This window comes from Nocardia sp. NPDC051832 (assembly GCF_040681285.1).
Lineage (GTDB): Bacteria > Actinomycetota > Actinomycetes > Mycobacteriales > Mycobacteriaceae > Nocardia.
The window spans coordinates 1,399,439-1,413,766 of the sequence record NZ_JBFAYL010000003.1 but is presented as its reverse complement, the minus strand read 5'-3'; the positions used below and the strand labels follow the sequence as shown (position 1 = coordinate 1,413,766).

The window sequence follows — 14,328 nt, the reverse complement described above, 5'->3', positions numbered from 1 at the left end:
GCTCCAGCAAGGTCCGATTCGTCCGACCCGAGGATGTGATGCTCACATGCTGTCTCAGCACCGTCTCGTCTCCCGCACCCTGATCGCGACGCTCGGAGCCGCAGCGCTGGCTCTGGGCCCGGTGGCCGTGACCCCCGCCGGCGCCGACCCGGTGATCATCCAGGTCCACCCGAATCAACAGCCCGACCCCGGCGCCAAGTCCGCCCCCAAGGAAGACGAGAAGGCGGAGAAGGCCGAGAAGCTGGGCGGCGGGCTGGTCAACAAGATGATCGACCTGGGCGCGGGCGTCATCAAGTGCGGCTTCAGCCTCACCACCGAATCCGTGCCCTGCAAACTCTGAACAACATCCCCCGAGCGCCGGCCGAGCGAATCAGAGCGATCTGATCTGCTCGGCCGTACTTGTCAGCTCTCCAGCTGATCCAGCAGTTCCGGGCCGTTGTTGCGCACACTGTTCACCAGCTGCGAGACCGGGCGGGTGACGATGCCGGAGATCACGTCGAGGGCAGGTGTCGCCAGCAATTCGGCGGGGGCCGGATGATCCGGATCCAGCCAGGCGTCCCAGTGCTCGCGCGGCATCGGCAGCGGCATGCGGTCGTGGATCTTGGTCAGGTCGCCGATCGCGTCGGTGGTGAGAATGGTGCAGGAGAGCAGCGGATCGCTCTCCGGCAGGGATTTGTCCCGCCACACCGACCACAGACCGGCCATGTAGAGCCGGGATCCGTCGGCGTTGGCCATGAAATAGGGCTGCTTCGCCACCTTGCCCTTCTTGGTGGCGTCCGGCTCGACGAGCCACTCGTACCAGCCGTCCATCGGGACCAGGCAACGCCGGTACTTGACCGCGTCCCGGAACGAGGGCGTGGTCGCGGCCTTGTCGGCGCGGGCGTTGAACAGGGGTTTGCCCTTGGCGGGGACACCGGGCTCGGCGACCTTGGTCCACAGCGGGATCAGGCCCCAGCGCATCCGGCGGATCCGCAGCTTCGGATCGTCGTCGGGGTGGCCGTGCTCGTGGCGTTCCACCACGGTGAGCACCTGGGTGGTCGGCGCGACGTTGTAATTGGTGAAACCGTTTCCGGCCGAGTCGTTTTCGCTGCCGGTCTCGTCGATGGCGTCCAGTTCCACCGCGAGCTTGCCGGGGTTCGTCGTGGTCGCATATCGTCCGCACATATCTCGATCGTGCCACTTCACTCCGACAACTTCCGGGACAATTGAATTACAGCGGGTGACCTGGTGAGAGTTTTCGCTTAGCATTCTCTCATCCGCGGGCCACCGCAGAGGCAGAGGAGAGTTCCACCGTGACCACCACCGAGACCACCCCCGAAACATTGCTGACGTCGGTCGACCCGGCCACCGGGGAGGTCATCGCCACCTACACCATCGACGACGAGGACGCGGTGCGCGCGGCCGTCGCCAAGGCCCGCACCGCCGCCGGCACCTGGGGCGCCCTGACCTACGGTGAACGCCGGAAGTACTTGCAGCGCTGGGAATCCCAGCTCGTCACCGACTCCGAGGCGTTCTGCACCCTGATCCACCGGGAGAATGGCAAGCCGCTCGACGACGCCTTCCTGGAACTGATGCTGGCGCTCGAGCACATCGCCTGGGCCGCCAAGAACGCCAAGAAGATCCTCGGCTCGAAGAAGGTCTCCCCCGGCGCGCTGATGTCGAACTTCTCCGCCCGCCTCGAGCACCGCCCGCTCGGCGTGGTCGGCGTGATCGGACCCTGGAACTACCCGGTCTACACCCCCAACGGCTCCATCGGATACGCGCTCGCCGCGGGCAACACCGTCGTGTTCAAGCCGAGCGAATTCTCCACGGGCATCGGCAATTTCCTCTCGGAGTCCTTCAAGAAGGCGAACCCGGAACTGCCCGAGGGCATCTTCGAGACCATCAACGGCTACGGCGAGACCGGCGCCGCGCTGGTCCGCTCCGGCGTGGACAAGATCGCCTTCACCGGGTCCACCGCCACCGGCAAGCGGATCATGGCGGCCGCGGCCGACACGCTCACTCCGGTGCTGCTGGAATGCGGCGGCAAGGACGCGGTGATCGTCGCGGGTGACGCCGATGTGAAGGCCGCCGCCGACGCGGTCGCCTGGGGCGCCACCGCCAACAGCGGCCAGACCTGCGCCGGCGTGGAGCGGGTGTACGTCGACCGGTCGGTGCGCGAGGAGTTCGTCGCCGAGGTCAAGCGCATCCTGTCCGAGGTCAAGCCGGGCTCGGGCGCCGGCGCGCACTACGGCCCGATGACCATGCCGAGCCAGATCGACATCGTGCGCCGCCACATCGAGGACGCGCTGAAGAAGGGCGGCACCGCAGTGCTGGGCGGCCCGGAATCGGTCAAGGGTCCTTTCATCGAGCCGGTCGTGCTGGTCGACGTGGACGAGGACTCCGAGGCCGTCGCCGAGGAGACCTTCGGCCCGACCGTCACCATCAAGACCGTCGACGGCGTGGACGAGGCGGTGGAGCTGGCCAACAAGTCCAAGTACGGCCTGTCCTCGGCGGTGTACTCCAAGAAGAGCGGCCTGGAGATCGCGCGCCGCCTGCGCGTGGGCGCCACCTCGGTGAACTCGGTGCTGGCCTTCGCCGCCATCCCCGGCCTGCCCTTCGGCGGCGTCGGCGAGTCCGGTATCGGCCGCATCCATGGTGAGCCCGGCCTGCGCGAATTCGCCCGCCCGCACTCGATCGCGGTGCAGCGCTTCACGATCCCCGGTATGGCGCTGTTGTCCTACTCGCGGACCGAGTCGACCATGAATCTGCTCCGCAAGATGGTGCCGTTCCTGCACGGGCGCCACAAGTAGGCAGTACCTTCGATCCAGCCGCACCGGAACCCCTACCTGGTGCGGCTGGTCTTATTCCGCGACCGCCCGCGTGTCCGCCGGGGGGATGGGCGAAGATGGACCTGTGACTTATTGGCAAGCGCCCCATGTCGATGTTCCCGTCCACGCCACCGTTACCCTGCCCGGATCGAAATCGATCACCAATCGGGCATTGATCCTGGCGGCCTTGGCGGACGGTCCCTCGACGATCACCGGAGCGCTGCGCAGTCGCGATACCAATCTGATGATCGAGGCGCTGCGCGCCATGGGCACCAGCATCGAAGGCGACGATGACACCCTGACCGTCACTCCCGCGACGCTGGGCAGCGGCGCGGTCGACTGCGGGCTGGCCGGCACGGTCATGCGCTTCCTGCCGCCGGCCGCGACGCTGGCCGCCGGGGACGTGGCCTTCGACGGTGACGCCCAGGCCCGGGTGCGCCCGCTGCGCACCATCCTGGACGCGCTGCGCGGACTGGGCGCCGAGGTCGACGGCGACGCCCTGCCCTTCACCGTGCACGGCAAGGGCGCGCTGCGCGGCGGCGCCGTCACCATCGACGCGTCGGGTTCGTCGCAGTTCGTCTCCGGGCTGCTGCTCTCGGGCGCGCGGTTCGACGAGGGTCTCACCGTGCACCACAACGGCAAGGCGCTGCCGTCCATGCCGCATATCGAGATGACCGTGGAGATGCTGCGGCGCGCCGACGTGTCGGTGGAGGCCCCCTCCGACAGCCGTAAGGCGCAAACTTGGACCGTGCATCCGGGCCCGATCCGCGCGGTCGACTGGGAAGTCGAACCGGATCTGTCGAACGCGACGCCGTTCCTGGCGGCCGCGGCGATCACCGGCGGCGCGGTCAGCATTCCGCACTGGCCGCGGATCACCACGCAGCCCGGTGATGTCATCCGGGAGATCCTGGTGCGCATGGGCGCGGAGGTCGGCATCGTCGACAACATCCTCACCGTGCGCGGACCGGACCGCCTCGCGGGCATCGATATCGATCTGCACGACGTCGGCGAACTCACCCCCACCGTCGCCGCGCTCGCCGCGCTCGCCGATTCCCCGTCCTGGCTGCGCGGCATCGCGCACCTGCGCGGGCACGAGACCGACCGGCTGGCGGCGCTGTCCACCGAGATCAACCGGCTCGGCGGCAAGGTCACCGAGACCGAGGACGGGCTCGAGATCGTCCCGGCCGAATTGCACGGCGGCCGTTGGCATTCCTACGCCGACCACCGGATGGCGACCGCGGGCGCGATCCTCGGCCTGAAGGTCCCCGGCATCGAGATCGAGGACATCGGCACCACCGCGAAGACGCTGCCCGGCTTCGTGGACCTGTGGGAGCAGATGCTGGTGCCGAGCGGAGTGTCGAACTGAGCAGGCGCAGCTCGTCCAGCTACGACGAATCCGATGTCCGGGTTCGTCCCGGCAAGAGCAGTCGTCCCCGCACCAAAACCCGTCCGCAGCACAACGACGCCGAGGCCGCCATGGTGGTCTCGGTGGATCGCGGCCGCTGGGGTTGCGTGCTCGACGGGGATCCACAGCGGCCGATCGTGGCGATGCGGGCCCGCGAACTGGGCCGCACCCCGATCGTGGTCGGCGATCAGGTGGACGTGGTCGGCGACCTGTCCGGGAAGCCAGACACCCTGGCCCGCATCGTGCGGGTCGGCGATCGCCGAACGGTGTTGCGCCGTACCGCCGATGACACCGATCCGTTCGAGCGCATCGTGGTCGGCAATGCCGAGCAGCTGTTCATCGTGGTCGCGCTGGCCGACCCGCCGCCGCGCACCGGTTTCGTGGAGCGCGCCATGGTCGCCGCGTATGCCGGTGGGCTGCAACCGATTCTGTGCCTCACCAAACACGATCTGGCCGCCGAGTCCGATTTCGCCGCCGCCTTCGACGATCTCGATCTCGTCATCGTCTACGGCGGGGTCGACGATCCGCTGGAACCGGTCAACGCGTTGCTCGACAACAAGCTCACCGCGCTGATCGGGCACTCCGGCGTCGGCAAGTCCACGTTGGTGAATCGTCTTGTCCCCGACGCGGATCGGGCCGTCGGCATCGTCTCCGGCGTCGGCAAGGGCCGGCACACCTCCACCCAATCCGTCGCCCTTCCGCTACCGGCGGGCGGCTGGGTCATCGACACCCCGGGCGTCCGCTCCTTCGGCCTGGCCCACATCACCCCCGACGACGTGATCGCCGCCTTCACCGACCTCGCCGCCGCCATCGAGGACTGTCCCCGCGGCTGCACCCACCTCGGCCCGCCCGCCGACCCGGAGTGCGCCCTGGACCTGCTCCCCGGCAAGGAACGCCGGGTCGCCGCCATCCGCATGCTCCTGACCGCCCTGATCTCCAACGAATCCTGGCAGCGCCCGGCACCCGCCGACTAGTGGCCGTCGGCCTGCTTGGGCGCGAACGGCCATTCCTCGAACCAGGTGCAGCGGCCGACGGTGTCGAAGCACAGGATCCACAGATCGCGCCAGCGGCCGGGGTCGTCGCGCGCGTAGTCCACCTCGACCCGGACGACGGCCGTATCGCCTTCTACCGCAACGACTTCGGCTTCCATGGTGAAAGGTTCGTCAGGACCGTCGCGGCCCTGCTCCCAGAACTTGGCCAAGGCGTCGAGCCCGTCGATCGGCTCCGCCCACGGCGACACCAGATATCCGATGGCAGGCGCGAATAGGCCGTCGAGCGATTCCGTGCCCGGCGTACGCCAGGCGCGCTCGTATTCTTCGACCCAGGCCTGCACGGCTGCGCGGTCCACGGGCACAAGGTACCGGATCCGGTGGCCCGGCAAGCGCAATTGGCGCTGTGACCAGCCAAATCGGGACAACGTATGCTACGGTGCACATATGTCCCTGAAGCGCACGATGGTTTACGCCGAGGCGGAGGACCTTGCCACCATCAAGGAGGCCGCCGCGCGCTGTCAGGTCACGGAAGCCGAGATCATTCGAGAAGCCATCCACTTGGCCGCGATGCGGGTTCGACGCCGGTCGGAACCGTTGCGCCTACGGCGTTTCGCCAGCGGCGATCCCACGCTCGCCGAGCGTGTCGATGACATCTTGGCTGAAGACGGCGACAAGGATTGACCAAGACTCGCAGGTGCGCCGGGGTGTCCGGAACCGGCATCGTCATCGCCGACACCTCCGGCCTGATCGCGGCGTTCGATACTTCCTCGCCAGATAGCGACGGCGCCTTCGCTGTCCTGGAAAACGCTGGGCTGGTTGTGATCTCCCCGCTGGTCCTCGCCGAAGTTGATCATGTCGGTCGACGCGAGCTCGGGCCCTCGGTCGCCATATCGATGATCGAGGACATCGCCGCTCAGGCTCGATCCGGTGACTTCGAAATCGCACGCGTGTCAACAGATGTGCTCGATCAAGCCAACGCCACCAGGACGCTCTACCCGGATCTGCGGCTCGACCTCGCCGATGCGATCAGTGTGGCGCTCGCCGCCGAATACGACACAGCCGCGATCCTCACCCTCGACCGTCGAGACTTCCGAGCGGTGACGCCCCTGACCGACCACAAAGCCTTTCGGGTTCTGCCCGACGATCTCTAGGCGGCGCACCGATCAACCGCCGAAGGTTTCGCGGTGGATGGCTTCGGCGAGGGGTCGGCCGGTGCGCCAGCCGAAGCGTTCCAGATCGGGGACCTCCTGGAACTGATGGACCGGGCCGATGCAGAGCCAGGCGACGAGCTGGGCGGTGTCGGGCAGGTCGACGAGGTCGGTGAGGAACTCCGGGTCGTAGAAGGAGACCCAGCCGACGCCGATGCCTTCGGCGGTGGCGGCGAGCCAGAGGTTCTGGATCGCGAGAACGGCTGAGTAGACGCCGGTTTCGGGGATCGTCGCGCGGCCGAGGACCTGGGGGCCGCCGCGATCGTGCTGGTAGGTGACGACGATGCCGGTGCCCGATTCGGTGATGCCTTCGATCTTGATGGGGTCGAAGGTGGCGGCGCGGTCCGCGGGGAGTGAGTCGTGGAATTCGACGCGCTTCTCGGCGACATGGTCGGCGAACTTGCGTAGCGTCGCCGGGTCCTGCACCACGATGAAATCCCACGGCTGCGAATTCCCGACGCTGGGCGCGCGGTGAGCGGCGTCGAGAATGCGCAACAGGGTGCCATCGTCCACCAGTTGACCGGTGAACTCGGCCCGCACATCGCGCCGCCGCCGGATGACCTCGTACAACTGCTCAGCACTCACCGGTCCAGTCAAGCAGTGGCGAGCCGGAAACCGGCGCCCGGGCCGCCACGTCGATCCAGGTCGGACAGGATGTCGACCATCGCGGTGCCCGCACCGGTCACCCACTGGGTGGCGATCAGGGCATCGCCCGCGACCACGGGCGCGCCCGAGTCGCCCGCGCCTTCGGCGATGGTGTTCGCCACGTAGGGCCCGTTGGTCCCGAGCACGACCCCGCAGGTGAGACCGGTGGTGATGCCCTGCTTGCACACGTGCGTGCCCGGCGGTGGCGGCGGCGCGATCCGCCGGATCGGAACACCCGCGACCGTCGCCGACGCGACCACCTTGGTCCGGTCGAAGACGATGACGGCGTAATCGAGCCCGATGCCGTTGGGCCCCGGGATGATCGGATTGCCGCCGCTGATATGCGCCACCCGCCCGATCGGTTCTCGCGGGCCGGACGCCACCGCAACCGCCGAGTGCGCCAGCACCTCGTCCCCGAGCCACTGGTGACCGTCGTCGTCATAGACACAGTGCGCGTTGGTGATTCCGATGAGATTGTCCCGCGCGTCGTAACCGACAGCGGTCAGCGTGCACAGATGGAACAACCGCGCCTCTGCCATCGGCACGCCATGCGGCAGCGCGACACCCATGCCACCGGCGAGCGGTATCAGCTGCTGTTCCGCGGCCACCGACACCCCCGGGTCTCCACAGACAGCGGCGACACCCATTGCGAACACCAGCACGCATCTCCGGAAACCGGGCATAGCCAGGCACTTTAAGTATCAAACCGGCGCTGACGACGGCAGGTGAGCGTCGGGCGGCGAGTCGCAGCCTCGCCCAGCGATCACCCCGGGGGACCTGGGCCCACCAACCGGCGCACCATCCAGTTCATTCTGGAGAGCGCGGTGTTCCCGGGCGTTTACCAGTGCGGACGCAGCCCAGCGACAATCGGCGCGAACCAACCCCAGCGGTCACGCCGCAGACCAACCCTCAGCAGCGATCGGCACCGACCCAGCCTCGAGCGGCAATCGGTACGGATTCGGCTCAATCGGTGGCGAGCTGGAATCCGGCTCCGAGGCCGCCGCGCTGGTCCAGGTCGGCGAGGATGGCGGTCATCGCGGTGCCGCCGAACCCGATCCATTGGCTGCCGATCAAGGCGTCGCCCGCGAGGATCGGGGCGCCGGAGTCGCCGCGAATGGCGGAGACGGTGTGCACGAGATAGGGATCGATGGTGCCGGTCATGACACCGCAGGTGCGGCCCGTGCTGATGCCCTCCTTGCAGAGCGGGGTGCCGGCGGGCGGCGGGGCGGTGATGCGGCGGGCCGTGGTGGGCGCCGCGGTGACCTTGGCCGGGTCGAAAAGGATGACGGCGTAGTCGAGGCCGACGCCGTTGGGGCCCGGGACGACCGGGTTGCCGCCGCTGATGTGCGCGACCGTGCCGACCACCTCGACGTACTCCGCGAGACCTGCGGAGACCAGGGACTGCACCAGCACTTCGTCACCGGGCCACTGGTGACCTTGATCGTCGTAGGCGCAGTGGCCGCTGGTGATGCCGATCAGGTTGCCCGCCTTGTCGTGCCCGATCGCGGTGAGCGTGCAGAAATGGAACCAGCTCGCCTCCTGCAGCGGGACGCCGCGCAGCAGCGCGATGCCCATGCCGCCGCCGAGCGGAAACGGGCGGGGCGGGGCGGCACTGGAATTCGCGGGCGCCACGAAAATCGCCGCGGCGCACAGCACCAGCGGGAGAGCGCGGCGGAGCAGCGGGTGTTTCATGACGTCGCCTCGCAAGGTGGCCGATAGGTCAGGCGCGGCAGATGACGCTCCCAGACCTCTTGGGTGAGCGCGGTCCGGGTGACCTCGCAGATCCGGCGCTTCGCGTCCGCCACGTCCAGGTCCCAGATACTCATCGAGCCTTTGGCCAAGCCGACGAGGACTCCGCCGGCGGGGTCGAAGGTCAGGTCCCACGGGGCCGCGCCGGGCAGCGTGATGCTGTCGCCGAGCGGTCGCGGCCGGGCCGGGTCGCTGAAATCCCAGATCCGGACCGTGCCGTCGGCGGCGGAGGTGGCCAGCGTCGCGCCGTCCGCGCTGAATGCGGCCGATTGCACGGACGCCGCATGGGCGACGGCGGTACCGAGCGGCCGAATGTGGTCGATATCGCGGATATCCCATACTTGCAGCGTGTTCACGCTCAGCGCGACCATGGTCTGCCCGTCCGGTGTCAGCGTGAAGCCCACGAACGGCCGCCGGCCGTCACCGGCGATCCGCGCGGTCTCTCTCGGGTGGTCGGGATCGGACAGGTCCCAGAGCTTGATCTGGTCGAGGATCCCGTCCCGAGTCTGGTCCGGAGCCAGGGTCACCATCTCCGGGACGCCCGGGATGGACACCACACCCGCGCCTCCGGTCGGGGCCGAACCGAAGGGGACCGGAACTCCAATGCGAACCGGTCGCTCCGGGTCGGCGAGATCCCACCGTTGGTACGACCACAGATTCGGGATCGTCACCATCGATCGCCCGCCGTGCGTGAACCCGCCGAATCCGATCCCCGGAAACTCCCACACGGTCCGCACCCGCGCGGGATCGGAGATGTCGAACAGCCGCAGCACCGCCGGTATACCGGAGGCTGCCAGGGCGAGCCGGCCGTCCGCGCTGATCGCCGGGATGCCCGCGAGATCACGACTCGGCCCGGCCCCGAGATCGGCAAGCACCCGCACATTCCCGCGATCGCGAATATCCCAGAGCTCAGTTCTGCCCTCGACCGCGTTGGACACCATGGTGCCGACGTCGCTGAGCACGCCCCACCCGACCGAGCCCACCCGGCCGCCGATGACGGCGGGCGCGAGCGACCACAGCCGGACACCACCGGAGGCGCCGCCGACCGCGATAGTGCGGTCACCGGGTCCGAAGGCCAGCGAAACGGGTATCGCCTTGCACTGCCACGCGAACCGGTCTTCCACACAGGGCGGGGTCGGCGCGGCCAGCGCCGCTCCCGAACGCAGCGGATGCTGCCGGTCGGTGACCGTCCAGACCGTCACGCTGTCGAGATCGCCGACCGCGAGCGCGTTGCCGGTGGAATCGAAAGCCAGCGAATGCAATTGCGATCTGGGGGTGACGACGAGCGGGCTACCCAGTGCGGCCGGGCGCGCGGGCGCGCCGACGTCCCACAGCGCGACCGTGGCGTCCCCGATGGCTGCCAGCGTCACGCCCGGATCGACCCCGCCGCCCACTGCCAGCGTCCGGCCGTCCGGACTGACCGCCAGCGCGCGCAGCGACGGCCCCGGCGCGCCGATCGGCGCACCCAGCGCGGTGGCCGTAGCCACCGACCAGAGCTGGACCGCGGCGCTGTCGGCGATCGCGAGCCAGCCGCCGTCCGGCCCGAATGCCAGGGCGCGCACAGCGTCCGGCGCCGGTATCGGCGTACCGATCGGGGTTGGGCGGGAACGGTTCTCGATATTCCACAGCGTCACCGTCCCGGCACCGACGGCGGCCAGGATCCGGCCGCCCGGCGCCACCACGAGATGGGAGAGCGCACCGGACCCGAAGGGCGGCAAGGCAACCGGACGAGCCGGATCGGACACCTCCCACATCCGGATCTGGGTGCCACACGCAGCGGCCAGCACTTTCCCGTCCGGGACGAACGCCACCGAGCGCGCCGAATCCCCGCACGGCAGCGGTTTGCCCAGCAACTCGGGCTCCGCAATCTCTGCGACCGACCACAGTCGTACCGTTCCGTCCTCGCCCGCTGCGGCCAGCACCCGGCCGTCGGGCGCATACGCCACCTGCCCGACCGCGCCCGTGTAGCCAGGTAATACGCGACCCAGTGGGAGGTTCTGGGTCCGCAGCAACCGGGACCGTACCCCGGGATCATCGGGCGCCAGCCGGTCCGCGACCAGTTCGAGCTGCGCCGACAGCGACGGATCGCCCTCGCGCAACCGGTCCGCCTCCGCCAGAACCGCTGCGAACAAGGCGTTGTCCCGTTCCTCGGCCGCCACTCCGGCTTGCCGATACGCAGCCAGAGCTAATACCAGGACCGCCACACCCAGTAACGCCAGCACTGTTTTGGTGGCAGCGGCCACTCGCTTCGACCGGGTACGCGCCGCCCGCGCCGCGAGCAGGAAATCCCCAGCGACACCACCGGACCGCGGGTCGGCCTCCTCCGCCGCCGCCAACCGCGTGCCGGAATAGAGCAGCGCCGGATCACGGTGCGCGGCAACCCATTCACCCGCGTCGACTTCCAGCCGCTGCCGCACCAGATGCCCCACCCGCCCGGCATCGATCCAGGCCCGCAGCCGCGGCCAGGCATCCAGCACGATCTCATGCGTGAACGACACGACCTCACGCCCGGTTTCGGCGTCAGCGGTGATCAACCGAGCTTCGATCAGCCGACTCAGCACCCCCTCCGCCGCCACGGAATCGACTGCCCGCGCGAGCAATTCCTGCCGCACCACCCGGCGCCGGGTGTCACGGCTATCAGAACCTACGGTGACCAGCCGCAGCAGCAACCCCTTCGCCTCGGACTGCTCGGCGGGCGAAAGTCCTTGCCACGCCTGCTCAGCCGTGGCCGCCACCGATCCAGCCACACCACCGGCCTTGCGATACCCGGCGACAGTGAGCCGCGCACCCGCCCTGTGCTGCCACGTAGCCGCCATGACATGCGAAAACAGCGGCAGCGCACCGGGATCGTAACTCCGCCGATCGTGACCGTCACCCAGCCCGCACAACTCGGTGACGACCAACTCCACCAGCCCGGCCTCGAGATTCAGCCCGGCCACCCGCGCGGGTTCGGTGACGGCCTCGGTGAGCTCCGGCAACCGCATCGGCCCGAGCGCAAAGCACCGCGCGTTGATCGCGTCCTCGAGCACCGGATACGCCAGGCATTGCGGATAGAAATCCGCCCGCACCGCGAGAACGACTGCGGTAGAAGCATTCTCAGAACCAGCGGACAACTCGATCAGCCCAGCCAGAAATTCCGCCCGCTCCGCCTCATCCGCACAGACGGTAAACAGCTCCTCGAACTGATCCACCACCAACAGCCGCCGCTCCACCCGACCCGGATCCACAGCGCCAGTCGGTGCTTTCGCCGGACGCCCCGCGCTGGTTCCGCCAGTCGACTTTCCGGCCGATCGCGCCGCCTGCCCCGCGTCAGTTCGGTCGGCCGATGCTTTCGCCCGCCGCACCGCCACCTCATCCGGATCACAGGCTTCTTCGGCCAGCGCTTCCGCCGACCGCGCCGCAGCATCGTCCGGATCCGATACTTCGGCCGATGCTTTCGCCCGCCGCGCCACGACCCCATCCGGATCGCATGCTTCCGCCAGCGCTTTCGCCGGGCGCACCCCGGGTGTCATGGTGGCCACAGTCCAGCCGCCCGCGGCGGTCAGGTCTGGGATCAAGCCCGCATGCAGCAGGGAGGATTTGCCTGCGCCCGAGGCGCCAAGCACGATGATCGGGCCGTGGTCCGGGCTGGTTATGGTGCGGCGCACCAGCTCTGCCAGGTCCGTGGTGGCTCGGCGGCGGCCGAAGAAGCGGTCGGTGTCGGCGGGGCCGAAGGCGGTAAGGCCCGGGTAGGGGCAGGGGACGGGTGTGTCCACGGACTGCGCCCGGCGCCAGAGACGCTGCCAAGCCTGCAGATTCAGCAGTTCCGGCGCCGCGCCGGAATCGCGAGCTCTGTCGAACAGGGTGAGCAGGACCGGGCGGAGGGTGTCGAATTCCGCGGGAATGGTTCTGCCCGAACGCCAGTCGCTGATGCGCTGGATGGTGACCGGACTGCCGCCCGCGGCTTTGACGCGCTGCGAGGCGGCGGTTGCCACCGAGCGCAAGGTCGGTTTGCCCGCCGCCTCGAACAGAGCGGTCAGCCGCAGCGCGAAGGTGCGCCGTGGGGAACCGTCCGCCGGGCGGGAGGGCGTCTCAGTTCCGCTCGCCACAGTTCCCATGATCGCCCCGAAAGGCGTTTTCCGCCAACCGATTCAGAGTTTCGGTACGGACAGCAGTGTGGCCCGGGCGGTAAGCCCGGGCCACACTGCCGATGCCTGTGCGCTAGACCGAAACCGGCTGGCGGCGGGTGATCCGCCTGCGGCCCGCCTCGAGCGCGGTGCGCAGACCGGTGCGCTTGCCGGTGGCGGGATCGATCTGCGCGGCGCCGCCGAAAGCCTTCTCCGACTTGGTTTCCGGGGCGTCATCGGTGCTACGGCGCAGGTACTTGTTGGGTAGCGACAGCTTCATGATGGTGCGCCAGGACTTGAAGTACTGCACCGGTAGCGAACCGGTGGTGTAGGGCAGGTCGTACTTCTCGCACATCGCCCGCACCCGCACCGCGATGCCGGCCAGATGGTTGGACGGCAGGTCGGGGAACAGGTGGTGCTCGATCTGGTGGCTGAGGTTGCCGGTCATGAAGTGCATCACCTTGCCGCCGGAAATATTGGCGCTGCCCAGCATCTGACGCAGGTACCACTCGCCCTGGGTCTCGGTGAGCACGTCGCCCTTGGTGAATTTCTCGGCGCCGTCGGGGAAATGACCGCAGAAGATGACGGCATTGGTCCACACGTTGCGGATGACATTGGCCGCGAAGTTGGCGCTCATGGTGCCGAATAACGCGGGACCGGTGAGCAGCGGGAAGATCAGGTAGTCCTTGGCGGCCTGCTTGCCGATCTTCTTCAGCACCAGCTTGCGGTCTTCTTCGAACTGGACGCGCTCCGGACTGCCGGGCGCCCACTTCTTCTTGGCGACCTTGCCGAGCTCCAAATGCTGGATGGCGACGCCGTATTCGAAGAACATCTGCAGCAGCAGGTTGTACACCGGCTGGCCCAGGTAGAACGGGGACCAGCGCTGGTCGCGGGTGACGCGCAGCAGGCCGTAGCCGATGTCGTCGTCCATGCCGAGCACGTTGGTGTACTTGTGGTGCAGGAAGTTGTGGGTGATCTTCCAGTGCTCGGACGGGCCGGCGTTGTCCCATTCCCAGTTGGTGGAGTGGATTTCCGGATCGTTCATCCAGTCCCACTGGCCGTGCATGACGTTGTGGCCGATCTCCATGTTCTCGATGATCTTGGCCGTGCCGAGCAGCGCGGTGCCCGCGAGCCAGGCCGGCGGAAAGAGACTGAAGAACAGCACGCCGCGGCCGCTGATTTCCAACGCGCGCTGCAGCCGGATCACGTTGCGGATGTAGCGGGCATCGCTCTCACCACGTGCGGATTCGACCTCGCGGCGGATGGCATCGAGCTCCGCCCCGATCGCTTCAACATCCTCCGGGGTGAGGTGCGCGTATTCCTTGACATCCGAGATCGCCATACTGGTTACAGTACCGTAAGTTACGAGACCGTAGGTTGTCAGATTCGCCGTTGAAGTGTGGCAAATCCCGC

The 14,328-nt window shown here is 68.4% G+C and carries 13 protein-coding genes; 6 read left to right on the top strand and 7 right to left on the bottom strand.

Annotated elements, in window-relative coordinates; all coding sequences use genetic code 11:
- The first annotated feature begins 46 nt into the window (after positions 1–46).
- Complete coding sequence (locus tag AB0M14_RS24230) at positions 47–340, top strand: hypothetical protein (protein WP_364998536.1); 294 nt, start codon at positions 47–49, stop codon at positions 338–340.
- Between the two features lie 62 nt (positions 341–402).
- On the opposite strand, the gene AB0M14_RS24225 is transcribed toward AB0M14_RS24230, so the two are convergent.
- Positions 403–1,164: an SOS response-associated peptidase gene (locus AB0M14_RS24225; protein WP_364998535.1), complete on the bottom strand. Its 762-nt coding sequence runs from the start codon at positions 1,162–1,164 to the stop codon at positions 403–405.
- A 128-nt stretch (positions 1,165–1,292) separates the two neighbouring features.
- On the opposite strand from AB0M14_RS24225, the gene AB0M14_RS24220 reads away from it, so the two are divergent.
- The 3 genes from AB0M14_RS24220 to rsgA all read left to right on the top strand — a co-directional run bounded on the left by AB0M14_RS24220 (position 1,293) and on the right by rsgA (position 5,189).
- Positions 1,293–2,792: an aldehyde dehydrogenase family protein gene (locus AB0M14_RS24220; RefSeq protein WP_364998534.1), complete on the top strand. Its 1,500-nt coding sequence runs from the start codon at positions 1,293–1,295 to the stop codon at positions 2,790–2,792.
- Positions 2,793–2,877: 85 nt separating this feature from the next.
- Entirely contained in the window at positions 2,878–4,176 is a 1,299-nt protein-coding gene (gene aroA, locus AB0M14_RS24215; protein ID WP_364998533.1) for a 3-phosphoshikimate 1-carboxyvinyltransferase, read from the top strand.
- The gene (rsgA, locus tag AB0M14_RS24210; protein WP_364998532.1) at positions 4,137–5,189 is read left to right on the top strand and encodes a ribosome small subunit-dependent GTPase A; all 1,053 of its coding nucleotides are present in this window, start codon (positions 4,137–4,139) and stop codon (positions 5,187–5,189) included. The genes aroA and rsgA overlap by 40 nt, the downstream gene beginning before the upstream one ends.
- On the opposite strand, the gene AB0M14_RS24205 is transcribed toward rsgA, so the two are convergent.
- Positions 5,186–5,563 (bottom strand): nuclear transport factor 2 family protein, encoded by a 378-nt coding sequence (locus AB0M14_RS24205; RefSeq protein ID WP_364998531.1) that lies wholly within the window; start codon positions 5,561–5,563, stop codon positions 5,186–5,188. The two genes, rsgA and AB0M14_RS24205, sit on opposite strands and share 4 nt — an antisense overlap.
- 88 nt (positions 5,564–5,651) lie before the next feature.
- Between AB0M14_RS24205 and AB0M14_RS24200 the strand changes: the two genes are divergently transcribed.
- Both AB0M14_RS24200 and AB0M14_RS24195 read left to right on the top strand, forming a co-directional pair.
- Positions 5,652–5,888 carry a CopG family transcriptional regulator gene (locus AB0M14_RS24200; protein ID WP_364998530.1) on the top strand — a complete coding sequence of 79 codons (237 nt, stop codon included), beginning with the start codon at positions 5,652–5,654 and terminating at the stop codon, positions 5,886–5,888.
- 23 nt (positions 5,889–5,911) lie between these two features.
- Complete coding sequence (locus AB0M14_RS24195; protein WP_364998529.1) at positions 5,912–6,358, top strand: PIN domain-containing protein; 447 nt, start codon at positions 5,912–5,914, stop codon at positions 6,356–6,358.
- Positions 6,359–6,370: 12 nt separating this feature from the next.
- Here the strand turns inward: AB0M14_RS24195 and bluB are convergent, their stop codons facing one another.
- From bluB to AB0M14_RS24170, 5 genes are all read right to left on the bottom strand, one after another.
- A complete protein-coding gene (gene bluB / locus AB0M14_RS24190; protein WP_364998528.1) occupies positions 6,371–7,000 on the bottom strand; it encodes a 5,6-dimethylbenzimidazole synthase in 630 nt (209 codons plus the stop codon).
- A gap of 8 nt (positions 7,001–7,008) precedes the next feature.
- On the bottom strand, positions 7,009–7,722 hold the full coding sequence (locus AB0M14_RS24185) for a hypothetical protein (protein ID WP_364998527.1): 714 nt from the start codon (positions 7,720–7,722) through the stop codon (positions 7,009–7,011).
- A 301-nt stretch (positions 7,723–8,023) separates the two neighbouring features.
- Positions 8,024–8,752: a hypothetical protein gene (locus AB0M14_RS24180; RefSeq protein WP_364998526.1), complete on the bottom strand. Its 729-nt coding sequence runs from the start codon at positions 8,750–8,752 to the stop codon at positions 8,024–8,026.
- On the bottom strand, positions 8,749–12,897 hold the full coding sequence (locus tag AB0M14_RS24175) for an AAA family ATPase (protein ID WP_364998525.1): 4,149 nt from the start codon (positions 12,895–12,897) through the stop codon (positions 8,749–8,751). The genes AB0M14_RS24180 and AB0M14_RS24175 overlap by 4 nt, the downstream gene beginning before the upstream one ends.
- Before the next feature lie 112 nt (positions 12,898–13,009).
- Positions 13,010–14,257 carry a fatty acid desaturase gene (locus AB0M14_RS24170; protein WP_364998524.1) on the bottom strand — a complete coding sequence of 416 codons (1,248 nt, stop codon included), beginning with the start codon at positions 14,255–14,257 and terminating at the stop codon, positions 13,010–13,012.
- Positions 14,258–14,328: the final 71 nt, after the last annotated feature.

Coding starts and splice junctions, on each gene's coding strand:
- AB0M14_RS24170 (WP_364998524.1), bottom strand. CDS start 14,257: ATGGCGATCTCGGATGTCAAGGAATACGCGCACCTCACCCCGGAGGAT.
- aroA (WP_364998533.1), top strand. CDS start 2,878: ATGGGCGAAGATGGACCTGTGACTTATTGGCAAGCGCCCCATGTCGAT.
- AB0M14_RS24225 (WP_364998535.1), bottom strand. CDS start 1,164: ATGTGCGGACGATATGCGACCACGACGAACCCCGGCAAGCTCGCGGTG.
- AB0M14_RS24200 (WP_364998530.1), top strand. CDS start 5,652: ATGTCCCTGAAGCGCACGATGGTTTACGCCGAGGCGGAGGACCTTGCC.
- AB0M14_RS24230 (WP_364998536.1), top strand. CDS start 47: ATGCTGTCTCAGCACCGTCTCGTCTCCCGCACCCTGATCGCGACGCTC.
- AB0M14_RS24180 (WP_364998526.1), bottom strand. CDS start 8,752: ATGAAACACCCGCTGCTCCGCCGCGCTCTCCCGCTGGTGCTGTGCGCC.